Below are 25,345 nucleotides of genomic sequence, written 5' to 3'. Positions count from 1 at the left end.
GCTAGCAGTCCGTGAGGCCACGAACACGACCCGGAGTGGGGTGATGAGCAAGCAGGCTAGCGGCTGAAGCCTGCGGTGAGGCCGCCGAGGAGTTGTTTGCGGCTGACGGCGTACAGGATGACGACCGGGAGGGTGGTGAGCACGACGGATGCGAGGACCGCCGGGACGTTCACGCTGTACTGGCCCTGGAACGTCCACAGCGCCAGCGGCAGGGTCCGCTTGTCGGGGCTCTGGGTCAGGATCAGCGGCAGCAGGAACCCGTTCCAGACGCCGAGGCCGTTGTAGATGCTGACCGTGACGAGTGCGGGCCGCGTGAGCGGCAGCGCGAGTTTGGTCATCATGCCCCACTCGGTCGCGCCGTCGACCCGCATCGACTCGAAGAGCTCTTTCGGCACGTCGCGGATGAAGTTCGACAGCACCAGCACCGACAGCGGGATCGCGAACGCGACCGACGGCAGGATCAGCGCGAGCAGGCTGTCGTACAGACGCATCCGGATGATCAGCAGGTAGACCGGGATGATGGTCGCCTGCAGCGGGATCGCCAGCCCCATCAGGAACAGGCCGTTGACGCCGGCCAGGAACTTGCTGCCGGCCCCGCGGATGATCGCGTACGACGCCATGAAGGCGATCGCGACCGCGGGCAGGATCGTGCCGATGGTGACGATCACGCTGTTCAGGAAGTACCGCGGGAAGTCGGACTCGATGACCAGCTTGTAGTTGTTCGTCGTCGGCGCCGACGGCAGCGCGAACGGGTTCTGGGTGAAGTACGCGCTCTGGTCCTTGAAGCTGGTGACGACGATCCAGTACAGCGGGACCAGCACGATCCCGAGCCAGATCCAGCCGGCCAGGCCGCCGAACCAGTTCAGCCGGAGCAGCTTGTAGGCACGGCTCGGCCGCTGGCTCACGGGGCGGCGCGCGGCCGTACTCGTGCTGCTGGTTGCCACTGCCATGTCACGCACCTTCCTGCTGGCTGGCCGTCGTACTGCCGCCTAGCCGGCGCAGGATCAGCGCGAGCGCCAGGCCGAGCAGCACGATCAGCGCCGCGATCACACTGGCCGGCCCCATCTGGTTGGACATGAAGCCCCGCTTGTACATGTCGAGGGCGAGCACCCGGGTGGCGTCGCCGGGACCGCCCGCGGTGAGCACGAAGATCAGGTCGAAGAAGGTCAGCGACCCGACGACCATCAGGGTGGACGACGTGATGATCGTGTACTTCAGCTGCGGCACGGTGATGCTGAAGAACTGCCGGACCCGGCCGGCGCCGTCGATCGACGCCGCCTCGTACATCGTGGTCGGGATCTGCCGGACACCGCCCTGGTAGATCAGCGAGTGGAACGGGATGAACTGCCACGACACGATGAAGATCACCACGGCGACCGCCAGGGTGCTGTTGCCGAGCCAGTCCTGGGTGAGGAAGTCCAGGTGCAGACCGGGGCCGAGCCCGAAGTTCGGGTCGAGCAGCGCCTTGTAGGTGATCGCGATCGCGGCCGAGCTGAGCAGCAGCGGGATGAAGTAGAGCACCGCGAGGAACGCGCGGTACCGCTGCCGGCCGGCCAGGAACGTGCCGAGCAGCAGGCTGATCGGTGTCTGCACCAGCCACGAGAAGATCATGATCTCGAAGGTCACCAGGATGGTGTGCGGCAACTGGGGATCGTTCAGCACGGTCTTCCAGTTGGACACTCCGGCAGGCGTGATGGCGCCGAGACCGTCCCAGGTGGTGAAGCTCAGCACCAGGACGCCGACCAGCGGCACGACCCCGAACACGATGAACAGCACGAGCGCCGGCAGCACCATCCAGGCGACCGGACCGCTCCGCCCGACGCCGGACGTGGGCCTGGTACGCACTGCTTCCGGCGCTACGGGCGGAGCGGTCGCCGTCACTGGCCGATCACCGCGTTCATGTTGCCGGCGAACTGCTGCGGCGAGATCGACAGCTGGAACAGCTTCGCAATGTTGTCGAGCAGCGTCTCGGCCTGGGTCGGGCTGAGCGCCTGGTCCCAGGACTGCGCGAAGTTCTTCGCGTTCGCCGCGGTGTCGTAGACGAAGTTCAGCCACTCGGAGTCGTTCTTGTCCGTGATCGAGGACAGCTTGTCCTTCGCGCTCTTCACGACCGGGATGTTGCCGGACTTCACCCAGGCGTCCACCGTGGCGTCGTCGAGAGTGTTGTTCGCGATGAACTTCTTCGCGGTGTCCTTGTCGGCCTGGCTCGCCTTGGAGGAGACCGACATGTACTGACCCGGGTTGCCGACGGTGTCGCTCGGGTCGCCCTTGCCGCCCTCGTACGTCGGGAAGTTCATGTAGCCCATGTGCCCACCGGTCACGAAGTCGCCACCAGACGCCTTCATGTTGCCGTAGGTCCAGGCGCCGTGCAGCATCATCGCGGCCTTGCCGGTGTAGAGCAGGGCCTGGTCGGCGTTGGAGTCCGCGGTGATCGACGAGAAGCCCTTGATGAAGCCGTTCGCCTTGATCAGGTTCTGCATCTCCTCGAGCGCCTTCAGCGCGGACGGGTCGGACCAGCCGTCCTTCTTGCCGTCGTAGATGTTCTGGAAGACCTCGCTGCCGCCGATCCGGTCGAACAGGAATTCCAGCCACATCATGTTGGTCCAGCGCGACTGGCCGCCGAGCGAGAACGGCGCGATGCCCTTCTCGTTGAACTTGGGCACCAGGTTCATGATGTCCTGCCACGTCTTCGGGGGCTCGGCGCCGATCTTCTCGAACGAGCGCTTGTCGTAGAACAGCACGATCGGCGTCACCGTCTCGCCCGGAATCGCGTAGAGCTTGCCGTTGACGGTCGCCGCGGTGAAGGCGGACGGGAAGATCGAGTTCTTCAGGTCGGCCTGCTCGTTGTTGAACCAGTCGGTCAGGTCCTCGACCTGGCCGGCGTCGACGTAGGCCTTCAGGCCGCCGCCGCCCCAGCCCCAGATCAGCGTCGGACCCTGTCCGGCGCCGATGGCGGTCTTGATCTTGGCCTTGAACGCGTCGTTCTGGAATTCGGTGGTCTTGATCTTGGTGTTGGAGTTCGCGTCGTTGAACCGCTTGACCTGCGCCTCCCGGATGCCCTGCTGCGGCTGGCCGGTGAGGAACCAGTAGGTCGCCCCGCTGCCGGCGTTGCCGCTGGCCCCGGTGGTCGACCCGGGCGTGCTCGTCGGGCCGGAACTGCCGCACGCGGCGAGGCCGGCAGCGAGTGCGCCGCCACCGACGAGACCCAGGAAGGTCCGCCGGGATGTCGTGTTGGGATCCACAGTGATCTCCGTCGTCCGTGCTGCCCCCACAGGTTGCGGAAGCACCTGCCGATATGACTTGTTTTCGAAACATAGATTTCGGAGATAGTGCTGTCAAGACTTGAACTAACCTCAGTTTGGGGTCACAGTAAGGTCACGCAATCCCCTGTTACACAGGCGATTCAGCGACCGGGGCCAACTCGCCGGGTCGAACGGAGAGTGTCGAAAACTTTTCGATAATTGCTCACCGAAACGAATGATCATCAAGGGAGATTTTCTTGTCCATCGACACTGAGCGGCCCTGGCGCGACCCGGCGCGGCCGGCCGCGGAACGGGCGGAACTGCTGCTGGCGGCGATGACCCTGGAGGAGAAGATCGCGCAGCTCGGCAGCCGCTGGGCCGGTAACGACATGGCCGATGCCGAGCTGCCCGAGGACGAGACGATCAACGTCGCGCCGATGGAGGACGTGTTCTCGGTCGGCGGCTCGCTGTCGCTGGAGGACGCCAGTCGCGAGGGGCTGGGCCATCTGACGCGGGTCTGGGGCAGCTACCCGCAGACGGTGGAGCAGGGCGTCGCCGAGGTGATCCGGCAGCACGAGGTGGTGCTGAAGGGCTCCCGGCTCGGTGTGCCCGCCATCGTCCACGAGGAGTGCCTGACCGGGTTCACGACGTACGGCGCGACCGTCTATCCGGCGTCGATCGCGTGGGGTGCCACGTTCGATCCGGAGCTGATCGAGCGGATGGCCGCGGCGATCGGGCGGGACATGGCCGCGGTCGGCGTCCACCAGGGACTGTCGCCGGTGCTCGACGTCGTGCGTGACTACCGGTGGGGTCGCGTCGAGGAGACGATGGGCGAGGACCCTTACCTGGTGGCGATGCTGGGCTCGGCGTACGTGCGGGGTCTGCAGAGCGGCGGCGTGATCGCGACGCTGAAGCACTTCGCCGGGTACTCCGCCTCGCGCGCCGGGCGGAACCACGGGCCGGTGTCGATGGGGCGCCGTGAGCTGCTGGACATCATCCTGCCGACCTTCGAGACCGCGATCGCGACGGCCGGCGCCGGGTCGGTGATGAGTTCGTACTCCGATCTCGACGGCCTGCCCGCGAGCGCGGACCCGTGGCTGTTCACCGACGTGCTGCGCGGCGAGTGGGGTTTCGAGGGGACGGTCGTCTCGGACTACTGGGCGGTGCCGTTCCTCGCGTCGATGCACCGGGTGGCCGCGGACGATTCGGACGCGGGTGCCCTGGCCCTGACCGCCGGGACGGACGTCGAGCTGCCGGACACGATCGGGTACGCCGGTCTGCTGGACAAGGTGAAGGCCGGCGAGCTGTCCGAGGACCTGATCGACCGGGCGGCCCGCCGCGTCCTGCTGCAGAAGGCGGACCTCGGTCTGCTCGACGAGGACTGGACGCCGGAGCGGTCCATCGGCAACGGCTCGATCGACCTCGATTCGGAGGGCAACAGGAGCATCGCCGCCGAGCTGGCCGAGAAGTCGGTCGTGCTGCTCGAGGCCGGGTCCGTTCTCCCGCTCACCGATCTCACCAAGGTCGCGGTCGTCGGGCCGTGTGCCGACGACCCGCGGACGTTGATGGGCTGTTACGCGTTCCCGAACCACGTGCTGCCGCGGTACCCGGAGCGCGGGCTCGGGATCGAGATCGCCTCGCCGTTGGATGCCCTGCGCAACGAGTTGGCGGGGGTCGAGGTTTCGTACGCCAAGGGCTGTGGCGTGATGGGGGACGACCGCTCCGGGTTCGAGGAGGCCGTCGCGCTGGCGCAGGACTCGGAGCTGTGCGTGGCGTTCGTCGGGGACCTGTCCGGGTTGTTCGGGCACGGGACCTCCGGGGAAGGGTGCGACGCGGAGGACCTGCGACTGCCCGGCGTCCAGGGTGACCTGCTCGACGCGTTGCTCGACACCGGGAAGCCGGTCGTGGTGGTCGTGATTTCGGGGCGGCCGTACGCGCTCGGGTTGTTCGCGGACCGCGCGGCAGGCCTGGTGCAGGCGTTCATTCCGGGGCAGGAAGGCGCTGCGGCGATCGCGGGCGTGCTGAGCGGCCGGATCGTGCCGAGCGGGAAGCTGCCGGTGCAGATCCCGCGGCACGTCGGCGGGCAGCCCGGTACGTATCTGCAGCCGGCGCTCGGGAGTGTGGAGAGCGCGGGCATCAGCGGGCTCGAGACGAGGCCGCTCTATCCGTTCGGGTACGGGGCGTCGTACACGGACTTCACGGTCGCCGATCTCCGGTTGAGCGTGCCGGAGATCGGCAGCAACGGCGAGTTCACCGCCACGGTGCGGGTGACGAACACGGGTGACCGGGGCGGCGACGAGGTCGTGCAGCTGTACCTGCGCGACGTCGTCGCCCGGGTCGCCCGGCCGTTGAAGCTGCTGACCGGCTTCGCCCGCGTGTCGCTCGCGCCGGGACAGGCGGCCGACGTCACGTTCCGGGTGCACGCCGATCGCACCGCCTACACGGATCCCGGCCTGCAGCGGATCGTCGAGCCCGGTGACCTGGAAGTGATGGTGGGCACGTCGTCGCTCGACCTGCCGTGTCGTGCCATGCTGCGGATCACCGGGGATGTGAGGGTAGTCGGGCACGACCGGGTGCTGACCACCCCGGTGACGATCAGCGAGGACCCTGGAGGAGGGTGATGAGATGTCGCGGTTGAAGGGTCGCGTCACCCTGGCCACCGTGGCCGGGTCGGCCGGAGTCTCGGTCGCCACCGTCTCCAAGGTGCTGAACGGGCGCAGCGACGTGTCGTCGGCGACCCGCGCGCGGGTCCAGGAGGTCCTGGAGAAGCACGGGTACGTCGGACGCCGCCCGGACACGGTGCGGCGGGAGACGATCGAGCTGTTCTACCAGGGCGTCGTCAACGCCTACTCGGTCGAGGTGATCCAGGGCGTGGTCGAGGCCGGTCAGGCCGCCGGCGTCGATGTCGTGCTGACCTCGCATCCGAAGCATCCGCCGACCGCGAGCGGCGGCGCGACCGCGGGCCGGGCGGCGGGCTGGATCCGGCAGCTGACCGCCAGCGGCCGGCTGGCCGCGATCGGTGTCACCAGCGAGCTGTCCGCCGCCGACCTGGCCGCGCTGGCCCGGGCGAGGTTGCCGCTGGTGGTCATCGACCCCGCGAACACCCCGGAGCCCGAAGTGATCAGCGTGGGTTCGACGAACTTCGCCGGTGGAATGGCCGCGGCGCAGCACCTGTTGTCCCTCGGCCACCGCCGGATCGGATACGTCGGGGGTCCGCCGACGTCCGGTTGCAACCAGGCCAGGCTGAGCGGCTACCGCAGCGCGATGGAGTCGATCGGCGCCGGCGTACGGACCGAGTACATCTGGATGAGCGACTTCCTGTACGACGACGGGCTGGCCGGCGGTACCAAGCTGCTCGACCTGCCGGACCGGCCGACCGCGATCTTCGCGGGCAGCGACGAGGTCGCGCTCGGGATCCTGGAAGCGGCGCGGGCGCGCGGCCTGCGGGTACCGGAGGATCTCAGCGTGGTCGGATTCGACGACACCGAGGTCGCCCGGCTCGCCTCGCCGCCGCTCACCACGGTCCGGCAGCCGCTGCGCGAGATGGGCGCGGTCGCCGTGCGTACCGCGCTGCAGCTCGCCGCGGGCGAGCCGGTCGCGTCGCATCACGTCGAGCTGGCCACGTCGCTGATCGTCCGCGGCTCGGCCGCCCCGCACGGGCTGTCGTCGGTCGCCGCGTCCTGATCATTCCTTCCGGTCGGCGAGCACCTTCGTCGCGAGTACGGCGGCCGCCAGCAGCAGCGCCGAGAGCACGGCGAGCAGCGTCAGCGGTACGGCGTTCGCGCCGGCGGACTTCTCGTCGGACAGCACGGTCATGATCGGCCGGATCGGCGAGATCCAGCGGATCAGCAGCACGGCGAGGATCGCGGCCGCCGCGGTCAGCATCGCGACACCGATCCGCGGGATGACCAGGCGCGAGCAGAGCAGGCCGATCGCGATCCCGGTCATCGCCGCACCGAGTTGCGCGGCAGCGCCGACGGCCAGGTCCGCGGCGGTGACGGTGTGCTTGCCGGTGACGATCGGGTAGACGAGACCGATCACCAGCAGCGGTACGCACCAGGTGATGACGACCGCGACCGTGGTCGTCAGGACGCGCAGTGAGCTGCCGACCGTCACCAGCGTGATCTTGCGCTGGGTCGGATCCTCGTGATTGACGATGCTGACCGTGAGCCAGGTGGTGCAGACGAGCATCGCGAGCACGCAGAACGCGTACGACGACTGCAGCGGCCCGTTGTCGGACGTCGTACCCACGGCCATCGCGGCGAGGAAGATCAGCGTCGGCGGGAGGTATCGCTGGGAGAGCAGCGCGCTGGCCAGCAGGTAGCGGTAGAGCGCGCTCACTCGGGCTTCACCTGCCGCACGGTGACGACCGACCAGCCGTGGTTCAGCGCGGTGAGCAGGGCGGCGTCGTGACGGCCGGTCGGCAGCAGCACGGCGACGCCGGCAGCGGTACGCCGTACGCCGAGGACGTCCGGGTGGTGGTCCCAGTCGATGTCGGCGCCGGGGATCAGCTGGAGCTCGGTGAGGTCGGCCGGTCGGTGCACGGTGGTCAACCGGCCGCGGTCGAGTGCGCAGACCCGGGTCGCCGTCGAGCGGACGACGTCGGCGGAGTGCTCGGTGAACGCGACCGCGGCGCCCTGGTCGGCGGCCTCGGTCAGGAGCTCGCGCAGCGTCGAGTGGGCGGTGGTGTCGAGGCCGGCCCAGGGTTCGTCGAGGACGAGCAGTTGCGGCGGATCGAGGAGCGCCTGCGCCAGCGCGACCTTCTGCGCGTTGCCCTTCGACAGCTTCCGCATCGGGGTGTCCGCACCGCCCGCGAGCGCGAGACGGTCGAGCAGCTCGAGGGACCGGTCCCGCGCCGCTCGGGTGCTGAGTCCACGGATCCGCCCCATATGCCGCAGGTACGCCGACGCCGACAGGCGGTCGTGGGATGTGAACACGTCGGGCACGTAGCTGACCACGCGAGCGTTGCGCTGCACCGTCCCGGCGGACGGTTGCGACAGGCCGACCATCAGCCGCAGGACGGTCGACTTGCCGGACCCGTTCGCGCCGACCAGGGCCAGCAGCTCACCGGCGTCGAGCCCCAGGTCGACGTCAGCGAGGATCTCCCGACGCCCGTACCGCTTGGAGACCTTCCGCAGCCGGACCACTTCCATGCGGCGAGCCTAGCCGGGCCAGTGGTCTACTCAGGACGAGCGAAACCAGCAGGGATGCGGCCGCGAAGGCGGTCATCGTGGGAGCGGCCGACGTCAGGTCGGCGATCGCGCCGGCCAGGATCGCCGTCACGCCGAACGTCGTCATCCGGAGCGCGGACTCCAGCCCGAGCACCTGGCCTCGCAGCTCGGCCGGTGTGAGGTCGACGAGGATCTCCTGCTGGGCGAGCGACGCGGAGTACCCGCTGCTGCCGACCGCGACCAGGACGCAGAGCACCGCGAGGGGGAGGTCGAAGGCGAAGCCCAGGAACGGTACGGCGAGCAGGAAGCGCAGCCAGTGGGCCACGCTGCGGCGCCTCTGCCGGGTGAGATAGCGGCCGACGACGAGGTCGCCGGTCATCATGCCGGCGGCCCCCGCGGCGAGTAGCCAGCCGGCACGTGACCCGGCGTACGGCACGAAGAGAGCTTCGCAGCCGACGATCAGGCCGTTGGGAAGCGTCAGGGCGAGCAACAGCGGACGGGTGCGACGCTCCGCGAGAAGCGTGCGGTTGCCGCGCCACGTCTCGGCGAGCCCGGTCCGCGCGACCCGGCGCGGCGCGCGGTCGTGCAGACCGAGACGGATGACCGGTACGGCGAGCGCCGCGCACCCGGTCGCGATCCACAACACCGTCGACGGGCTGACCGCCTGCAGGAGGACACCGGCGACGCCGAACCCGGCGATCTGCATCGCGCCGACCGACAGGTTCATCGCCGACCGCCCGAGGACGAACTGGTCCGAACGCACCACCTCGCCGAGCAGCCCCCACCGAACACCCGCGCCGATCGACAGCCCGTACGCGACCGCGAGCGAGAGGACGAGCCGGAGGCCGGGGGAGAGATCGACCGCGGCCTGGACGCCGACCGCGATGGCCGACAGCACCGCGAGCAGCGTGAGCACCTGGCGGGGCCGCGCGGTGTCCGCGGCGGACATCAGCGTGGAGACACCGAGGACCTGGGCGAGCGACGGCCCGAACATGACCGCTGCGGCGAGCAACGCGGAGCCGGTCGCGGCGTCGACCAGGATCGCGAGCGTCAGGCTGGTCATCGTCGACGACGCGTTGCCCAGCGCACTGCTGATCCACAGGTTCCGGAACTCGCGGTTGGCGAAGATCGCCCGGTAGGTGCCCATGCCAGGCAGCATCGACCGTCGTCCGCGCGTCACCTACAGTTTCGGGTGGAGGCGAAACGTTGTCCGAGTTCCTGGTCGATGCCGACACGCTGGTGAACGCACGGTTCGGTACATCGCAGCTCACCGAGACGGTGTCCGCGCTGAAGCTGCTCCGCGCACCCGTGGAGCCGTGGTTCCGGCCGTGGAAGGACACGCACGGCGCCGCGTTCCAGGCCGCCGTCGCGGCGTACCCGGTCTGGGCCGGGCTGCTGGACGCCGCGTTCGGGCGGAGCTGGGTCGCGGACTTCCTCACCGTGCCGCCGCTGGAGCCCGACCTCACCATCGAGGAGGAGCTCGAGTACCTGACGTCGCTGGACGACGAGCACATCCGCGCGGACCTGAGCGTCGTCCGGACGCCGTTGCCGCTCGTCCTCCGCGAAAGCTCCGGCTTGTCCGCCGCGGTGGCCGAGCTGCTGCGCTGGGTGTGGAAGGAGACGGTCGAGCCGGACTGGCCGCGGCGGCTGCGGGTGCTGCAGGCCGACATCGTGTCGCGGACGTCGCGCCTCAGCGAGCAGGGGTGGTCCGGCGTGCTGCGGGGGCTCGGCCCCGACGTGCGCTGGCTGGGTGACGGGCGGATCCAGGTGAATCGCTGGGACTATCCGGTGACCGACGTGCGCGGGCGGGACCTGATGTTCATCGCCGCGCACACGCAGCGCGTCAACGTCAGCTGGCGGCTGCCGGACCGGTTCGCGCTGACGTACCCCGTGACCGGGATCTTCGCGACCACCGCGACTCCCGACGAACCGCTGGTCCAGCTGCTCGGTCGCAACCGCGCCCGGATCCTCGTCGAGGCCTCCGAACCGGTCAGCACGACCCTGCTGGTGGCGACCACCGGACTATCGCTCGCCACGGTGTCCGACCACCTGCGCGTCCTGACCGACGCCGGGCTGCTGGAACGCCGCCGCTCCGGCCGATCGGTCCTGTACTGGCAGTCCGACACCGGCCGCCGGATCGTTCGGCGACCGGCGTCGAACCGCCCCGAGCCCCGATGAAGCTCGTACAGCCGGGCAGCTAACGGATCTCGAGCTCCGTGGAGAGCGGGAGGTCCGAAACCGACGAGCCGGCTCGGATCGTGAAGGCACCGGGTTCCGTGGTCCAGCCCGTTGATTGGCCACCGTCCCAGTGCTCGAAGGTGTGCTCGTGCAGGGTGACGGTGACCTCGCGGGCCTGGCCCGCGTCGAGGCGTACGATGGTGAACCCGGCCAGCCAGCGGACCGGACGGTCAATGGTGCTGTCCGGGCGTTCGACGTACACCTGGACGACGTGCTTGCCGGCCCGGTCACCCAGGTTGCGGACGGTCAGCGCGACCGACGACGGGTCGTTCGCGCGCAGGTCCGACAGCTCCCAAGTGGTGTAGCCGAGACCGTGCCCGAACTCGTACGCCGGCTCGGTGCCGGCCTTGAGCCAGGCGCGATACCCGATGTGGACGCCCTCGTCGTACCGCACGACGCCGTCCTTCGGGGTCACGTCGATGACCGGGACGTCCTCCTGTGTCCGCGGCCAGGTGGTCGGGAGGCGACCGCCCGGCTCGACCCGGCCGAGCAGCACATCGGCGAGCGCGTCGCCGTACTGCTGACCGCCGAAGTACGTCGCCAGCACCGCGGCGACGTCGTCGCGCCAGGGGAGCAGGACGGGCGAGCCCGCGTTCACGACGACCACTGTGCGCGGGTTCGCCGCCGCGACCGCGCGGACCAGGTCGTCCTGGTGGCCGGGGAGGGCGAGCGAGGTCCGGTCGTACCCCTCGGACTCGACCTTCGAGTTGGTGCCGACGACCACCAGCGCGACGTCCGCCGCCCGGGCCGCCGCGACCGCCTGGTCGATCAGGGCCTGCGGGTCCTCGTCGGCCGGCTCGACGCCGACCGTGATGCTGAGCGCGTTGCCCAGGCCGCCCTCGGCCGTGTGCAGGTCCAGCTCGACGCGGACCTCGACCGGCGTCCCGGCGGTCACGTCGAGCGGGGTGGAGACCGACGGCGGCGACAGGATCGCGGCGCCGAGATCGTTGCCGACCGGGACCGCCGTGTCCTCGTGGAGAAGCTTGCCGTCGGCAAAGATCCGGCCGTGGCCGACCGAGGCGAAGCCGAGCCGGACCGCGCCGGACTCGGTCGGCGTCCAGGTGGTGCGGAACTCGAAGACCGCGGTCTCGACGACCGGTGCGTCGCCGCCGAGGTACACGAGCGCGCTGGAGAACCGGTCCTCCGCGAACAGCTCGGAGCCGTCGGCGCCGAGGAACCGCACGTGCGCCCCGGGCCCGCCGGACCGCGGGTTGGTCATGGTGGCCGGCGGCAGCTCGGCGACGCCTTCCTGGACGATCGCGCCGATCGAGTACGTGATCTCCGCGTCCGGTAGCGCCCGGCGCAGACCCTCGAGCGGCGAGACGACCTGCTCCGGGATCACGGTCGCGCTGCCACCTCCCTGGGTGCGCGCGTCCCGGGCGTTGTGACCGATGACGGCCAGCTTCTGTACGTCGCCCCAGGGCAGCGCGCCGCTCTCGTTGCGCAGCAGGACCGTGCCTTCGGCGGCCGCCGTACGGGCGAAGGCGACACCGTCGATCCGCTGCGGGTCGGCCGGCTTCTCGAAGCCTTCGAGCGCGCCGACGCGGGCCGCGAGCGCCAGGATCCGGCGGACCTTGCGGTCGATCGCCTCCTCCTTGACCTCGCCGGACCGGACGGCCTCGACGAGCGCGTCACCCCAGGCGCCGACCGGCCCCGGCATCGCCAGGTCCTGCGAGTGCTTGGCGCTCTCGATGCTGCGGACGGCGGTCCAGTCGCTGACGACGACGCCGTCGAAACCCCAGTCGGTGTTGAGCGGCGTCTCGAGCAGCTCGTTCTCCGACGCGGTGGCGCCGTTGATCGAGTTGTAGGCGCTCATCACCAGCCACGCCTTCGACTCGGTGACCGCCTTCTCGAAGGCCAGCAGGTACACCTCGCGCAGCGTGCGCTCGTCGACCACCACGTTCGCGGTGAAGCGGTCGGTCTCGAAGTCGTTGGCCACGTAGTGCTTCGGGGTGGCGCCGACGCCGAGCTCCTGCACGCCGGCCACGTACGCCGCGGCGAGATCCGCGGTCAGCACCGGGTCCTCGCTGAAGGCCTCGAAATGCCGGCCGCCGAGCGGGGAGCGGTGCAGGTTGATCGTCGGGCCGAGCACCACGTCGACGTTCTTGCGGCGGGCCTCCAGGGCGGACACCACGCCGTACCGATGCGCGATGCCGAGGTCCCAGGACGACGAGAGCGCGGTGGCGGACGGGAGGTTCAGCGACGGGTCGCGCTCGTCCCAGACCGCGCCGCGGACGCCGCTCGGGCCGTCGGACAGCACCATCGAGCGCAGCCCGATCGCGGGCAGCGCGTGCGTGGACCAGAAGTCCTGGCCGGTCAGGAGCCGGACCTTCTCCTCCAGGGAGAGCCGGGCGAGCAGGTCGTCGACGTTCATGGCGGAAACTGTACGTCTGAAAACCGAGTGATGCTAGGTTTTGGTCATGGCGAATTCCCGCGGTCCGTACGCGAAGGGCGTCGCGAAGCGCGCCGAGATCCTCCGGGCGGCGCTGCAGGTGATCGCGCGGCACGGCTACCGGAAGACGTCGACGCGCGAGCTGGCGGCCGCGGCGGGGCTGAGTGAGGCCGGGATGCTGCACTACTTCGGCTCGAAGGAGCAGCTGTTCGAGGCGGTGCTCCGGGCCCGCGACGAGGCGGACCTCAGCCGGTTCGGGACGGCCGATCCGATCGACAACCTGACCGCGATCGTCCGGCACAACCGGTCGGTGCCGGGGCTCGTGCAGCTGTACTCGACGTTCTCCGCGGAGGCCGGCGATCCCGACCACAGCTCACACGAGTACTTCGTCGAGCGCTACGCCGGGATCCGCGAGTCCCTCGCCGACGCGGTCCGCACCCGCCAGTCCGCCGGCACGTTCAACCCGGCGGCCGACCCCGACGCCATCGCCACGCTGCTGATCGCCCTGTCCGACGGCCTCCAGATCCAGTCCCAGTACGAGCTGTCCACCGACCCCGGCGACCTCTTCGACCACCTGCTCACCCTGCTGGCTGGACCCGCGCGCGATAGTTGATCCATGACGAGTGCCGCCGACGACCAGGACCCTCCGGCGGAGCTCGCCAGTCCACCAGCCGCAGCTTCGGCGGCGTCCGGGCCCTCCGCCGCGACTCCGGCACCTGCAGCGCCTGTCGAGCCCGCGGCCATCACCCGGTCGGTGCTGACGAAGGAGGTCTGGCTCGTGCTGGCGCTGTCCCTCGGCGCCTCCGGGGTTGCGGCGATCATCTCGTTCGCCGGGGTGCTGACGTCGGCGAAGCCGATCAGCGGACAGACGGCGGTGATCGTGGGGTCCCGGGCGCCGGGGCGGCCGTGGCTCGATCTGTCCTGGCAGGTTTTCGCGGTGGTGACCGCGCTGGTCCCGGTCGCGCTGGTCGGGCATCTCCTGGCCCGCACGCGCGAGTCGTTCCACACGATCGGGTTCGACCTGCGGGACCGACTCCGCGACCTCGGCCGCGGTACGGCGATCGCGGCCGCCGTCGGGGGAGCGGGACTGCTGTTCTACATCGGTGCACACGCGACCGGTGCGAACCTGACCGTCGATCCGTCCCAGCTGCCCGACTATTGGTGGCGGATCCCGATCCTGATCCTGGTCTCCGCGCAGAACGCCGTCCTCGAGGAAGTCATCGTGCTCGGCTACCTCAACCACCGCCTGGACCAGCTCGGCTGGTCGGTGCGCAAGTCGACCGCGACCAGCTCGCTGGTGCGCGGGTCGTACCACCTGTACCAGGGCCTCGGCGGGTTCGTCGGAAACGTGGTCATGGGCGTGATCTTCACCTACCTGTACCGGCGCTGGGGCCGCGTGATGCCGCTCGTCGTCGCCCACACCCTGATCGACACCGCCGCCCTGATCGGCGCCACGTATCTGCTCGGCAAAGTGTCCTGGCTGCCCAGCTGACGCCTGTTGAGCATTGGTCAACTGTCAAGACCGACACGTAACCGATCAGGGCCCGGACGGGTTGTTGGTGTCGTGACAGTCAACGGGGAAATCACCAGTCCGCCCGAGATCGACGCCGGCCTGGCGGCCGCGGCACTCGCCGTGTTCGCGCACCGGCACGAGGTCGTCCACCTGCTGTACGCCGCCACCGACGAGCCGGACGCGCTCGCCCGGATCGGGGCGCTGCTGAAGGTCGACGAGGCGGCCATCGCCCGCGTTCTCGACCAGCCGCTGCGCTGGATGCTTCCGCAGTTCCGCACCGAGCTGGAGACGATCGCGGCGGCACCGGCGTCGATGACCGCCGCGCGCAGCGGGCCGGCCGAGAGTGCTCCGGCCGGTCTGGAGCCGGCGGTCACGACGAACTGACGGCGTCCCCGCGGGAAGCACCGCTCCATCAGTAGGTTGGAGCGGTGCAGACGCATGGGCGGGACATCCTGGAGATCGCGGACGAGCTCACCACGGCGTACGTCGAGGTGTTCACGGCGCCGCCGTTCGAGCATCGCGATCCCGGGGAGACCGGGGCCGCGTTCCGCACGCGGCTCGAGTCCGACGCGGAGCGGGACGGGTTCCGGGCGTGGGTCGAGCGGTCCGCGGACGGGCGGATCGCCGGGTTCCTGACCGGCTGGACGACGCCGGCGCCGTTCCGCACCGACCGCGCGTACGGCAGCGTGCTCGACCGGCTCGGCGCAGAGCAGGTCGGGGAGCTGCTGATCGGCGCTTTCGAGGTCGACGAGCTCGGCGTACTCCAGCACGCCCGCGGCACCGGCCTGGCCCGCCGCCTCCTCGAGTCCGTCACCCGCGAGCGCGACCGCGCCTGGCTGCTGGCCTGGAACCAGAACCACGACGCCCTGGCCTTCTACCGCCACGTCGGCTGGCGCGAACCCCAGCCCCACGGCCCCGAAACCGACATCGTCGTCTTCGTCACCCCCTGACCCACCGCCCACCGCCCACCGCGAGGGGATAACCCCTCGCGGTGGGGGTTCTTCCTTCCCGTACCAGCGAAGAACCCCCAGTTCGCGGGGATATCCCCTGGTGGTGGTCAGAGGGTGAAGAGGGCCTCGGCGTTGGCGTGGGTGATGGCTTCGTGTTCCTCGGGGGTCAGGTCGGCCGCCTCCAGGGCACCGAGGGCGACGGACGGGTCGATCAGGGTTGCGTCGGTGCCGAACATCATCCGGCCGGGGCCGATGCGGTCCAGGATCCAGCGGATCCGGTTCGCCTCGGGGGCGGACCAGCAGGGCTCGAACCAGATCCGGTCCGAGCGGTCCGCCGCCTCGGGGACCCGGGGCCAGCCGTTCGCGCCCATGTGGCCGGCCAGCAGCCGCGCACCCGGCACCCGGGCGGCGACGTCGGCCAGATCGACGACGGTGTCGCCCCAGGTGTGCACGAGCGTGGGCAGCCCGTACTCCGTGGTCAGCTCGATCGCGGCCTGCATCGCGGGGGAGCTGATCGGCGTCCGGCTGTACTCGCTGTGGATCTTCGCGCCGACCCACCGCGACCGCCCGTCGCCGGACAGCAGCTCGTCGAGGTCGGTCCGGGCCTCGTCCAGGCGGCGCGGGTCGACGACGACCATCCCGCGCAGCCGCGGGTCGGCGGGCAACTGCGCGGCGAGCGACCGGTTGCCGAGCGGGGCGTCGTACACGATGGCCTCGATCGCCGAGACCAGTTGCAGGTCGATGCCGAACCGGTCGAGTCCGTCGATGTTGGTGTCGATGCTCGCGACGTCCATCGAGAAGAACCACGGTCCCCAGTGGGCGTGTACGTCGATCAGCATGCGGGCTCCAGCAGGGTCGTGAGACTGCGGCTTCCGGCCTGCGCGATCTCGTCGGCGCTGAGCTTGGACGTCAGCAGCCGGCGGATCACCGAGCGGGTCTCGTGGAACGGCGTCCGGCAGCCGAGCACGAGCCGCTCGGCGCCGACCTCCGCGGCCACGATCTCCAGCGAATCCGGCCCGGTGAGCATCCGGGTCGAGGTGTGGAACCCGGGCTCGGAGCGGGCCAGCAGCACGAAGTCGCCGAGGTAGTAGAAGTGCGTGTCGAGGAACACCACGCGGGCGCCGAGCCCGCGCAGCGCGGGCCCGACCTTGCGGACGTCGCCCTCGACGAAGATCGTCAGACCGGCGTTCACCAGCAGCTGCACGACGTGTCCGAAGGCCGGGTACGCCGGTTCGACGCTCTGGGCGGTCGGCGCCAGCCGGATCGCCCGCGGCGGTACATCGCCGGCCAGCTGCCGCTCGAGCTCCTTCTCCGCGCCGAGCGGGTCCCGCAGGTCGAGCACCGGGCACGTCGTCCACCCGTTGCTGTCGGCAACCTGCCGGGCCTCGTCGTTCCCGGACGGCACGTCGAAGTGCACCGCCCGCAGCGCGGCCACGGCACCGCCCGAGATCCCGCTGTCGGTGAACACCTTCGCGACGTTCTCGGGCCGCCCCCAGCGGCCCGTCGTCACGTCGTGCCCGACCAGGATGTCGCAGTCGAGCAGCAGGGGAGTGTCGGTCATGATTCCTTCCGGGACAGGGCGTGGTGGACCTTGCGGATCGCCGCCACGATGTCGTCGACGTCGGACTCGGTGTAGTTCTCGTTCCAGCCGAGGACGAGCAGCCGGCGCTCGATCAGCTCCTCGGCGTTCGGGCACAGGCCGGCCGGATACGCGACGTCCTGCAGCGGGAATCCGGACCGTCCGTACGTGATCCGCTCGCGGACGGCCGGCGCGGCGTACAGCGGGCTGGTCAGGTACCCGCCGTTCGCGGGCACGCCCTCGGCGGTCAGCGCGGCGGCCCATTCGCGCATGTCGCCGGCCTCCTCGGAGATGATCAGCGGGTACTGCCAGTACACGTGGTCCTGACCGTCGGTCGGGGCCGTCACCCCGGCCAGGTCCGCGATCCCGGCCGTCGCCCGGAGCGCCGCCGTACGACGGTCCTGGACGACGCCGCGCAGCCGGTTCAGCTGGGCACGCGTGACGGATGCGACCAGCTCGGTCATCCGGTAGTTGAGCGCGAGGAACAGGTAGGTGCGCTCGTCGGTGTCCCGCGGCCAGCCCTTGTCCGCGAACAGCCGCATCCTGCGGGCCCGCTGCGCGTCGTCGGTCACCGCGAGACCGCCGTCGCCGGCGCTGATGTGTTTGGTCTGCTGCAGGCTGAAGCAGCCGATGTGCCCGATCCGGCCGACGTACGTGTCGCCGACCGGGGCGAGGTAGGCCTGCGCGCAGTCCTCGATCAGCAGGATCCCGTGCCGGTCGCAGAGCGCGCGCAGCTCCCGGACCGCGGCCGGCTTGCCGAACAGGTGGACGACGATCACGGCCTTCGTGCGCGGCGTGATCGCGGCCGCCACGGTCTCCGGCGTCAGGTTCCCGGTCAGCGGGTCCACGTCCGCGAACACCGGGACGGCGTTCTGCATCATGATCGGGAACACCGTGCCCATGTCGCTGATCGGCGTGGTGATGATCTCGTCGCCGGGCTCCGGGTTCACCGCCGCGACGGCCAGGTGCAGCGCCGCCGTCCCCGAGCTGCAGGCGACCGCGTGCCCGGCGCCGAGCAGGGACGCGAACTCGAGCTCGAGCGCGGGCACCTCCGTCCCCCAGGTGGCCGAGAGCATGCCGCTGCGCAGCACCCGCTCGACCGCCTTGACCTCGTCGTCGCCGAAGCGCCGGCCGCCGGCGTTCATCACCGACGGCAGCGGATCGGTGCGCACCGGCGTCCCGCCGTCGCGGGCGAGCTGACTGTTCTCCATCACAAGAATCCTTTGCTTAAGGCAACGGCAGGTGGACGAGATCGCGGTCGGACAGACCCCACACACTGTGCCTTGCGCCACGCACCGGGGTCAGCTGCGGCACGGTGTACCAGCCGTCGCCGAGCTTGTTGACGAGCAGCTTCGCCGTGCCGAGTCCCGGCCCCAGCTGGTACAGGTTGCCGCCGAAGTTGGTTTCACAGTAGACGCCGGTCCGGTCGGTGTGGATCTGGCCGTAGCCGGACAGCTTGTTCGCGCCGCGGACCACGGTTTTGGTTCGCAGGTCGTAGGTGAACCACGCGCCGCTGGTCCGCTTCAGCACGCCGTACAGGATGCCGTCGTGGACGGCGACGCTCTGGATCGAGCGTTCTCCGGCGAGCGGCTCGACCGTCCAGAGGAGCTCGCGGCGGCAGAGGTCGAAGGCCGCGATCGCTGCCGAGGTGCGGGTCGGCGTGATGCCACCGCCGCCGACCACGTCGCCGCCGAGGTAGGCGATACCGTCGACGACCGACACCGTCATCACGCTCTGGCCGGGGAGCACCCCGTAGCGCACGTCCAGCTCGCCCGTACGCACGTCCAGCAGCGTGAGGGCGCCGGTGAGCTTGCCGGTGCCCGGCGCCGACGCGATCGCGAGCAGCTTCGACTTCGGGTCGTACGCCGCCTGCCAGGGGCGGATCTGCTCGTGGCCGATGTGACCGAAGCTGTGCACGTCCTTGGTCCGCGGGTTGATCCGGACCACCTCGGTGCTCGGGTACAGCGCGGAGTACAGCTCGCCCTGGACCCAGGTCAGCGTCTTGGCCTCGCCGGCGACCCGGATCCGGCGGGTGGCGCCGGTGTCGATCGCGTGCTCGGTGACGACCCAGTGGCCGCCGACGTACAGGTGCGGGTCGCCGGTCACGATCGACTGCGGCTTGTCCGGCGCGGGCGTGAACCCGGCGTCGACGAGGTCCAGCAGCTCGAACTCACCCGTTCCGACGTCGAGCCACCACAGCACGCCGGACCCGGTCGAACCGAGCAGCGTGGCCGGGTCGAGCATCACGAGCCGGCGGTGCTCGTCGGCCGGCGCCGGTGTCGCCACCGCGGTGAGGCTGGTGTCCTGCGGCCCGCAGGACCACACGGTGCCCGAGGTCCGGGTGGTGAGGTACGCCGTACCGTCGGCGGCGACCGTGATCGCGTCGACGCTCGACTCGCCCTCGGGCAACGGCACGCTGCGCACGTCGCTGCCGTCGAGCGCCATGGTCAGCAGGGCCTTGCTGCTGCCGACGTAGACCCGGTCACCGGCGCCGGTGATCGGGCCGAACGTCTGCCCGCGCGACGACTCGGGCGTGAGATCACGGAAGGTCCCGGTACCGCGGTCGTACCCGACGAGCTGCGACGGCGTGTAGATGCCGGCGTACACGTAGTTGCCCGCGGCCCCGACGTACCGGCCGTACTGCGCACCGGCGACCGGCGCGCCGAGCCGGGTCGGGACGTTCGTCGCGGGGTCGATCTGCCAGACCGCGCCGTTCGGGTAGCTGACCGCGAACACCTGCCCGTCGGGCGCCGTCGTCATGTCCCACACGAAGCCGCCGGGACCGGCCAGGGCCCCGACGTGGACGACGGACCCGTCGGCAGGGTCGAAGCAGTAGACGTCCGCGGTCGGGTAGAGACCGGCGTACACCTTGCCGGCCGCAACGGTGATGCCCCAGCCGCCCTCGCCGGTCGGCAGTTCGACCGTCCTGGTGACGCGGCGGGTGGTCAGGTCGACCTCGCTCAGCCGGGGCGGCACGATGCCGCGGCTGATGACGTACGCGTGGCCGTCGTGCACCGCCATCGCGACGACGGCGGCCGTGACGACCGCGGGACCTGACGTGGGCAGCGTGGATCCGTCGATGGGACTGTCCTCCGCATGAGCGGTTGTGGGCAGAGCGGCGACCGCGCCGGTCGCCAGCGCGCCGGCGAGCGCCGTACGGCGGGAGATGATCATCGGAGCCCTCCGATCCGGACGAGGTCGCGGCCCTTGATCGTGTACAGGGCGTCGCCCGTCGAGGACGTGGTGATGAGTGGGTAGCTGTAGATCTGCGCGGCCAGGCCGTCGACCGCGGTGCTCACCGCCGGAGCGCCGCTGGGGCTCGGCGTGACCTTGAAGACGCGCTTGCTGTCGGTGCCGTACAGGCCGGAGCGGGCGATCGTCAGCGTGGACTGACCGGTGCCCAGCGTGGCACTGCCGACGAGCTTCCCGGTCTTCGGGTCGATGACGGCGAGCCGGCCGTCGTCGGTGGTCGCGTACAGGCGGCCTCGGTACAGCACGAGATCGCTGTAGGTCTGGGCGTCGGGCAGCGCGGCGGACTCCCACAGCACCCGGTTGCGGCGCGGGTCGAAGGCGACGACGGTGGCCTCGGGCAGGATCGGGTCGGTGCCGAGGCTGTTCCGGGTAGCGCCGCCGAGGTACGCGACGCCGTCCGCGGTGGTCACCGAGCGCACCGACTGGTGCGGTACGACGCCGCGGTGCACCTCGCGCGCGCCGCTGTCCAGGTGCTGCTCGACGAGCGTGCCGTCGTACTTGCCGTAGTCGGGCTCGGTGGAGACCAGCCACGTCCGCGAGCGGTCGTCGTACGCGGCGTCGGTCGGGCGGGTCTGCTCGTTGCCGATCTGGCCGAGTTCGTGCAGGCCGGAGCCGTCGGGCCGCATCTGCCAGAGCCGCGCCAGCGTGTAGACGCCGAGGTAGACGCTGTTCCCGATCGGGGTCATGGTCTTCGCCTCGCCGGGCAGGAACGTGCGGCTGCTGCCACCGGTGGCGAGGTCGTGCACCTGGATGCCTGCCTTGCCGCTGACCAGGACGGACGTCGGCGTGGCGGTGATCGCCATCGCCTGCTCGGGCGCGGGCGGCAGGCCGGCCTGACCGAGATCGGTGCCGGTGAACGTCCCGCTCGCCTCGTCGAAGTCGACGACCTGGCTGGTCAGCTCGGCCCGTAGCGTGACGCCGTCGACGAAGATCCGGTTGAAGTACGCCCCGTCGTACGGCGAACCGAGGCGCGTCAGCGCGTTGTCGCGGTACCGGTAGAGGGTGCCGGAGGGGCGGGTGCCGAGGTAGATGTCCGGGCCGGCGATGGTGATCGCGGTGATGTACTGGTCGCCGCCCGGTGTCTGGACCTCGACCGGGTTGCTCAGGTCGGCGGTGTCGTAGACCAGCATCGTGCCGGTGGGGGAGAGGCTCGCGGCGAGTTTGGTCCCGTCGAGCGCGAGCGTGGCGACGAACGTGCGGTCCGCGTACTTGGCCGGCAGGACGTCGCGGCGGGCGCCGGTCGCGCGGTCGATGGCGATCAGGTGCGCCTTCGTGCCGACGCCGGCGTAGATCGTGGTGGCGTCGGCGGCGATGCTGCGGACGTACTGCTCACCGGCGACGGCCGCGCCGTACGACTTGGTGGCACCGGTCGCCGGGTCGTACTCGTGGACGCCGCCGTCGGGGTAGGTCCCGGCGACGATCCTGCCGTCCGGCGTCGCGGCCAGCGACCAGATGAACGAGCCGAACTGCGCGACCTTGGCCGCGGTGCCGGTGGTGGTGTCGACCTTGTAGACGTCACCGGGGGTGTAGAGGCCGATGTACAGGTCGGTGCCGAGGTGGGTCATCGCCCACGCTCCGGCGCCGGTCGGCAGCGAGAACTTGCGGTCGACGGTCCTGCCGACCGGGTCGAACGCTCCGACCTGGACGGGGGAGACGCCGGAGGTGATGGTCCAGATCCGGTCGCCGACCTGCTCGGCGACGCTGGTCGAGGTCACGGCGGACGCCGGACCGAGGCTGGTGACGGTCGGGGTTTCGGTCCCGACCGGAATCGTGGCGCCGGCCGGAGCGGAAACGCTCACCCACCCTGCGCAGCTGACCACCAGAGCAATCAATCCCCGTGCGAATCGCTTGTCCACAAGGCCTCCCGGGACAGTACGCACCGAATTACGGTCATGGCTGAAATTAGCCGGACGCGCGTCAGTGCGTCAACCGTTCGGACTGCGTCTTCTCAACAGCGGGAATCAGAGATGAACGCGATAAACCACGAGCGGCCGGCCGCTGCCGGTGCCGAGCTGGGTGCCGGTGGCGTCCGCGAGGCCGGCGCGCTCGAGGCGGTTCAGGACGCGGCGCGCGGTGCGCGGCTGGATGCCGAGGTAGTCGGCCACCGAGCGCGTGGTCAGGCCCTCGTCCGGGGTGGAGTGGACGAGCTCCTGCAGCCGCTCGAGGGTGGCCTTCGAGAGGCCGGCGCGTTGCGCGAGCAGCTGCAGCTTCGAGCGCTGCTGCGCCCGTGGCGGCGCTCCACCGACCAGGACGAGGTCGATGTCGTTGCGCAGTGACACGACGGCCGCCGTCCGTCCGGCCGTCTTCGCCCGGCCGAGCGCGCGCCGGGCGAGGGCCTCGGTCTCGGTCCCGGATCCGCCGATGCCGAACCCGATCCGGACCGGTCCGAACTGCTCCTTCAGCCGGGTCAGCATGCCGAGCTCGGTGAACGCGGCGGTCGCCTGCTCGAGCGGGCCGCGGGTCGCGACCACGAGCCAGCGCTTGTCGTCGTACCGGATGACGCTGCCGCCGAGCGACCCGGCCTCGCGCCGGAGCGCGGTCTCGGCGTCCGGGGAGATCTCCACCAGGCCGAGCGCGATCTGCGCATCGTCACTGCGCAAAGCGTCATGGACGAGCAGCAGTCTGTTCACCGCGGCGCGGACGGAGTGCACCGAGGGGGCCAGGCGGAGCGTGGTCTGCTCGGTGCGGAGCTTCTCGTACGCCGACCGCAGGCAGGTGATCGCGACCGTCGCGCCGGCCTCCTGGTGGAAGGCCACGATCTCGTCGAGGCTCAGCCCCGGCCGGTACGGCAGCACCTGGACGCCGCGCATCGGCAGCCCGACCTCGTCGAAGGTCTCCCGGACCTCGGCCTCGTCGAGGACGTCGATGCTCAGCGAGGTCACGTCCTGGCCGTCGTTGAGCAGTTGGACCAGGGCGCGCATCAGGGTGGCGCCGGTGTACTCGACGTGGGCGGCCGGCCGGTCCAGCAGGTCCTGCGCGGCGGCGATCTGGTACGGGACGACACCGGTGAACAGCCACGCGTCGACGCTGCCGGGCGCGTCGGCCATCACCTTCGGCGTGTCGGTCTCCCGGCGGTAGCGCAGCGGGACCACCTCGACACCGCGCAGTCCTTTGATGATCCGGCTGGTGGAGGTGACCAGGTCCGACGGTCCTACTACGCCGATCGTCGTCACCATGTGCGGTCCCCCTTCATGCGGGCCAGTCTCACCACAACACCCCACCGCTGCAAGAACCCGCGCCGACGTGGGCTACGTTCGCCTGATGGAGCGCGTGCTGGAGTGGATCGACGAGGGTACGGCGCTGTGCCGGAGTGCACTGGGTGACCTGGAGGCACCGTCGCTGTTACCGGGCTGGTCCAGGCGGCACCTGGCCGCGCATCTGTCGCTGAACGCGGAAGCCCTCGGCAACTTGGTCGAGTGGGCGCGCACCGGCGAGGAGCGGCCGATGTACCCGTCCGCCGCGGCGCGCAACGCCGACATCGAGGCCGGTACGTCGCGGTCGGCCGACGAACTGCGGTCGTGGTTCGACGAGTCGTCCGCCGGGCTGGACGCGGCGATGGCGACGCTGACCGACGCGCAGTGGCAGGCCCCGGTCCGGACCGCGCAGGGCGCGCCGATCCCGGCGACCAGGATCCCGTGGATGCGGTCCCACGAGGTGTTGATCCACGCCGTGGACTTCGGCGGCGGTCTGACCTTCACGGATCTCCCCGCGGACTTCCTCGAGGCGCTGTGCGAGGACATCCGCACCCAGCGCGGCGAGGTACCCGAGGTCGGCGGGCCACTGCCTGAGCTCGCGGCGTACCTGTCCGGCCGCCCGTACGCCGACGTCGTCAGCCCGGACGGCACACCGGCGCCGCCACTCCCGCCCTGGCTCTGACCGGCATCACGGCGCGGAGGTCTGATCAGAGGAACATGCCGACGGACGGTGTGCCGTCGGAGGCCCAGTTGAGGATCGCGGCGTAGAGCGCGCGGCGGTGGGCGACGCCGTTGGCGATCTGGCTGTCGGTGCAGGGCGACGTACCGGTGCCGCAGACCCAGCCGTGCAGGAAGATTCGCCAGCCGCCGTCGAGCGACGGGGTGACGTCCGCGCCGCCGGGGCCACAGAGACCGGTGCCGCCCGACGTCATCAGTGAGTGCTCGGTAGCGCCGGCGAAGTTCCAGCGATCCGTCGAGCGCAGCCAGACGGTCGCGTAGCTGCAGTTGTCGTAGCCGTAGCGGGACGCGAACAGCACGTACTGCGAGCCGCGCTGCACCATCGTCGGGTTCTCGATGATCCCGTCACGCTGCAGGAGTTCACGGCTGTCGCTGCCCGCCCAGTGCAGGCCGGCGTCGGTCAGTCGCACCATCCGCAACGACGAGGGGACCTGCTGCGTCTTGTACAGCAGGAAGCGCCGCCCTTCGCTGTCCTGGAACGGAGACGGGTCGATCACGCCGGCGGACGCGATCGGCCGGCCGGGGACGGCGTCCTCGCCGCCGTGCCGCCCTCCTGGGCAGACGAGCGGGGTGTCGCCGATGGGCTTGTACGGTCCGCCGATGGTGCTCGACGTGGCGACCCCGAGGCAGCGCTGCCCGCCGAAGCTCTTCGCGACGGCCGAGTAGTAGAGGACGAATCCCGCGGACGTCTGCCACGCGTCCGGCGCCCAGACGTCGGCGCTGGTGTCCATCCAGGCCGGCGGCGTCGACAGATCGAGCGCCGCACCGACGCTCTGCCACGGCCCGCTCGCCGTGTCGCCGCGGCTCACCCGTCCTTCGGGGCCAGTCGTGAAGGTGTAGAAATCACCGCCGGATCGCAGGACTCCTGGATCGGCGACCGAGTTGTCCGGCGCGTACACAGGACCGGGCGCGGCAGCGTGCGCAGGCACCACGGCCACCAACGAACCGACGACAGCGAGCAGCACAGCCTTCCACATGCGGACAACCTCCCAGGGGCGTGGGACCAGTCGCACCACAGCTTGAAGGCAATGTCCGACGGGCTCAAGACCACAGCCCGAACATTTTTGCCACCTGCA

The 25,345-nt window shown here is 70.5% G+C and carries 22 protein-coding genes; 8 read left to right on the top strand and 14 right to left on the bottom strand.

Translation table 11 applies throughout. From position 1 onward, the window contains the following. Positions 1-56: 56 nt before the first annotated feature. The 3 genes from ABZW60_RS18265 to ABZW60_RS18255 are packed head-to-tail and all read right to left on the bottom strand — an operon-like array spanning position 57 to position 3,242. Complete coding sequence (locus ABZW60_RS18265) at positions 57-950, bottom strand: carbohydrate ABC transporter permease (protein WP_355478202.1); 894 nt, start codon at positions 948-950, stop codon at positions 57-59. Between the two features lies 1 nt (position 951). After that, positions 952-1,845, bottom strand: a complete 894-nt coding sequence (locus ABZW60_RS18260; RefSeq protein ID WP_355478200.1) for a sugar ABC transporter permease — start codon at positions 1,843-1,845, stop codon at positions 952-954. 32 nt (positions 1,846-1,877) lie between these two features. Beyond that, positions 1,878-3,242, bottom strand: coding sequence for an extracellular solute-binding protein (locus ABZW60_RS18255; protein WP_355478199.1), 1,365 nt, complete (start codon positions 3,240-3,242; stop codon positions 1,878-1,880). 257 nt (positions 3,243-3,499) lie between these two features. On the opposite strand from ABZW60_RS18255, the gene ABZW60_RS18250 reads away from it, so the two are divergent. Both ABZW60_RS18250 and ABZW60_RS18245 read left to right on the top strand, forming a co-directional pair. Then, positions 3,500-5,863, top strand: a complete 2,364-nt coding sequence (locus ABZW60_RS18250) for a glycoside hydrolase family 3 N-terminal domain-containing protein (RefSeq protein ID WP_355478197.1) — start codon at positions 3,500-3,502, stop codon at positions 5,861-5,863. Positions 5,864-5,867: 4 nt separating this feature from the next. After that, on the top strand, positions 5,868-6,926 hold the full coding sequence (locus ABZW60_RS18245; protein ID WP_355478195.1) for a LacI family DNA-binding transcriptional regulator: 1,059 nt from the start codon (positions 5,868-5,870) through the stop codon (positions 6,924-6,926). Here the strand turns inward: ABZW60_RS18245 and ABZW60_RS18240 are convergent, their stop codons facing one another. The 3 genes from ABZW60_RS18240 to ABZW60_RS18230 are packed head-to-tail and all read right to left on the bottom strand — an operon-like array spanning position 6,927 to position 9,560. Further along, positions 6,927-7,583, bottom strand: coding sequence for a hypothetical protein (locus ABZW60_RS18240; RefSeq protein WP_355478194.1), 657 nt, complete (start codon positions 7,581-7,583; stop codon positions 6,927-6,929). Next, positions 7,580-8,395 (bottom strand): ABC transporter ATP-binding protein, encoded by an 816-nt coding sequence (locus ABZW60_RS18235; protein ID WP_355478192.1) that lies wholly within the window; start codon positions 8,393-8,395, stop codon positions 7,580-7,582. Before ABZW60_RS18235 ends, ABZW60_RS18240 begins: the two co-directional genes overlap by 4 nt. Continuing rightward, positions 8,334-9,560, bottom strand: coding sequence for a hypothetical protein (locus ABZW60_RS18230; RefSeq protein ID WP_355478191.1), 1,227 nt, complete (start codon positions 9,558-9,560; stop codon positions 8,334-8,336). Before ABZW60_RS18230 ends, ABZW60_RS18235 begins: the two co-directional genes overlap by 62 nt. Before the next feature lie 59 nt (positions 9,561-9,619). On the opposite strand from ABZW60_RS18230, the gene ABZW60_RS18225 reads away from it, so the two are divergent. After that, the gene (locus ABZW60_RS18225) at positions 9,620-10,591 is read left to right on the top strand and encodes a transcriptional regulator (RefSeq protein WP_355478189.1); all 972 of its coding nucleotides are present in this window, start codon (positions 9,620-9,622) and stop codon (positions 10,589-10,591) included. 19 nt (positions 10,592-10,610) lie between these two features. Here the strand turns inward: ABZW60_RS18225 and ABZW60_RS18220 are convergent, their stop codons facing one another. Continuing rightward, entirely contained in the window at positions 10,611-13,025 is a 2,415-nt protein-coding gene (locus ABZW60_RS18220; RefSeq protein WP_355478187.1) for a glycoside hydrolase family 3 C-terminal domain-containing protein, read from the bottom strand. Between the two features lie 46 nt (positions 13,026-13,071). Here ABZW60_RS18220 and ABZW60_RS18215 point away from each other — a divergent pair, with 46 nt between their 5' ends. The 4 genes from ABZW60_RS18215 to ABZW60_RS18200 all read left to right on the top strand — a co-directional run bounded on the left by ABZW60_RS18215 (position 13,072) and on the right by ABZW60_RS18200 (position 15,506). Further along, complete coding sequence (locus tag ABZW60_RS18215; RefSeq protein ID WP_355478185.1) at positions 13,072-13,656, top strand: TetR/AcrR family transcriptional regulator; 585 nt, start codon at positions 13,072-13,074, stop codon at positions 13,654-13,656. 3 nt (positions 13,657-13,659) lie between these two features. Further along, on the top strand, positions 13,660-14,535 hold the full coding sequence (locus tag ABZW60_RS18210; protein WP_355478183.1) for a type II CAAX endopeptidase family protein: 876 nt from the start codon (positions 13,660-13,662) through the stop codon (positions 14,533-14,535). Positions 14,536-14,607: 72 nt separating this feature from the next. After that, entirely contained in the window at positions 14,608-14,940 is a 333-nt protein-coding gene (locus ABZW60_RS18205; RefSeq protein ID WP_355478181.1) for a hypothetical protein, read from the top strand. 44 nt (positions 14,941-14,984) lie between these two features. Further along, entirely contained in the window at positions 14,985-15,506 is a 522-nt protein-coding gene (locus ABZW60_RS18200; RefSeq protein WP_355478179.1) for a GNAT family N-acetyltransferase, read from the top strand. 107 nt (positions 15,507-15,613) lie between these two features. Here ABZW60_RS18200 and ABZW60_RS18195 read toward each other — a convergent pair whose 3' ends face one another. From ABZW60_RS18195 to ABZW60_RS18170, 6 genes are all read right to left on the bottom strand, one after another. Continuing rightward, positions 15,614-16,345 carry an amidohydrolase family protein gene (locus tag ABZW60_RS18195; RefSeq protein ID WP_355478177.1) on the bottom strand — a complete coding sequence of 244 codons (732 nt, stop codon included), beginning with the start codon at positions 16,343-16,345 and terminating at the stop codon, positions 15,614-15,616. Continuing rightward, positions 16,339-17,067, bottom strand: a complete 729-nt coding sequence (locus tag ABZW60_RS18190) for a hypothetical protein (RefSeq protein WP_355478175.1) — start codon at positions 17,065-17,067, stop codon at positions 16,339-16,341. Before ABZW60_RS18190 ends, ABZW60_RS18195 begins: the two co-directional genes overlap by 7 nt. Then, entirely contained in the window at positions 17,064-18,296 is a 1,233-nt protein-coding gene (locus ABZW60_RS18185) for a DegT/DnrJ/EryC1/StrS family aminotransferase (RefSeq protein ID WP_355478173.1), read from the bottom strand. The genes ABZW60_RS18190 and ABZW60_RS18185 overlap by 4 nt, the downstream gene beginning before the upstream one ends. Positions 18,297-18,312: 16 nt before the next feature. After that, a complete protein-coding gene (locus ABZW60_RS18180; protein ID WP_355478171.1) occupies positions 18,313-20,259 on the bottom strand; it encodes a hypothetical protein in 1,947 nt (648 codons plus the stop codon). Next, positions 20,256-22,136, bottom strand: a complete 1,881-nt coding sequence (locus ABZW60_RS18175) for a PQQ-binding-like beta-propeller repeat protein (RefSeq protein WP_355478169.1) — start codon at positions 22,134-22,136, stop codon at positions 20,256-20,258. The genes ABZW60_RS18180 and ABZW60_RS18175 overlap by 4 nt, the downstream gene beginning before the upstream one ends. Positions 22,137-22,298: 162 nt before the next feature. Further along, positions 22,299-23,513 (bottom strand): helix-turn-helix domain-containing protein, encoded by a 1,215-nt coding sequence (locus ABZW60_RS18170; protein WP_355478167.1) that lies wholly within the window; start codon positions 23,511-23,513, stop codon positions 22,299-22,301. A gap of 85 nt (positions 23,514-23,598) precedes the next feature. Between ABZW60_RS18170 and ABZW60_RS18165 the strand changes: the two genes are divergently transcribed. Continuing rightward, a complete protein-coding gene (locus ABZW60_RS18165) occupies positions 23,599-24,213 on the top strand; it encodes a maleylpyruvate isomerase family mycothiol-dependent enzyme (protein WP_355478165.1) in 615 nt (204 codons plus the stop codon). Between the two features lie 25 nt (positions 24,214-24,238). Here ABZW60_RS18165 and ABZW60_RS18160 read toward each other — a convergent pair whose 3' ends face one another. After that, the gene (locus ABZW60_RS18160; protein WP_355478163.1) at positions 24,239-25,246 is read right to left on the bottom strand and encodes a family 43 glycosylhydrolase; all 1,008 of its coding nucleotides are present in this window, start codon (positions 25,244-25,246) and stop codon (positions 24,239-24,241) included. Positions 25,247-25,345: the final 99 nt, after the last annotated feature.

Origin of the sequence: Kribbella sp. NPDC003557 (assembly GCF_040610805.1) — a bacterium.
Classification (GTDB): domain Bacteria; phylum Actinomycetota; class Actinomycetes; order Propionibacteriales; family Kribbellaceae; genus Kribbella.
Note: the sequence above shows the minus strand (reverse complement) of the source record. Positions and strands in the feature narration are given on the sequence as shown.

What these genes read in the sequence shown, in the direction of transcription:
- ABZW60_RS18210 (WP_355478183.1), top strand. Translation starts at nt 13,660, where the DNA reads ATGACGAGTGCCGCCGACGACCAGGACCCTCCGGCGGAGCTCGCCAGT.
- ABZW60_RS18170 (WP_355478167.1), bottom strand. Translation starts at nt 23,513, where the DNA reads ATGGTGACGACGATCGGCGTAGTAGGACCGTCGGACCTGGTCACCTCC.
- ABZW60_RS18180 (WP_355478171.1), bottom strand. Translation starts at nt 20,259, where the DNA reads ATGATCATCTCCCGCCGTACGGCGCTCGCCGGCGCGCTGGCGACCGGC.
- ABZW60_RS18215 (WP_355478185.1), top strand. Translation starts at nt 13,072, where the DNA reads ATGGCGAATTCCCGCGGTCCGTACGCGAAGGGCGTCGCGAAGCGCGCC.
- ABZW60_RS18245 (WP_355478195.1), top strand. Translation starts at nt 5,868, where the DNA reads ATGTCGCGGTTGAAGGGTCGCGTCACCCTGGCCACCGTGGCCGGGTCG.
- ABZW60_RS18265 (WP_355478202.1), bottom strand. Translation starts at nt 950, where the DNA reads ATGGCAGTGGCAACCAGCAGCACGAGTACGGCCGCGCGCCGCCCCGTG.
- ABZW60_RS18165 (WP_355478165.1), top strand. Translation starts at nt 23,599, where the DNA reads ATGGAGCGCGTGCTGGAGTGGATCGACGAGGGTACGGCGCTGTGCCGG.
- ABZW60_RS18185 (WP_355478173.1), bottom strand. Translation starts at nt 18,296, where the DNA reads ATGGAGAACAGTCAGCTCGCCCGCGACGGCGGGACGCCGGTGCGCACC.
- ABZW60_RS18230 (WP_355478191.1), bottom strand. Translation starts at nt 9,560, where the DNA reads ATGGGCACCTACCGGGCGATCTTCGCCAACCGCGAGTTCCGGAACCTG.
- ABZW60_RS18235 (WP_355478192.1), bottom strand. Translation starts at nt 8,395, where the DNA reads ATGGAAGTGGTCCGGCTGCGGAAGGTCTCCAAGCGGTACGGGCGTCGG.
- ABZW60_RS18190 (WP_355478175.1), bottom strand. Translation starts at nt 17,067, where the DNA reads ATGACCGACACTCCCCTGCTGCTCGACTGCGACATCCTGGTCGGGCAC.
- ABZW60_RS18160 (WP_355478163.1), bottom strand. Translation starts at nt 25,246, where the DNA reads ATGTGGAAGGCTGTGCTGCTCGCTGTCGTCGGTTCGTTGGTGGCCGTG.
- ABZW60_RS18220 (WP_355478187.1), bottom strand. Translation starts at nt 13,025, where the DNA reads ATGAACGTCGACGACCTGCTCGCCCGGCTCTCCCTGGAGGAGAAGGTC.
- ABZW60_RS18195 (WP_355478177.1), bottom strand. Translation starts at nt 16,345, where the DNA reads ATGCTGATCGACGTACACGCCCACTGGGGACCGTGGTTCTTCTCGATG.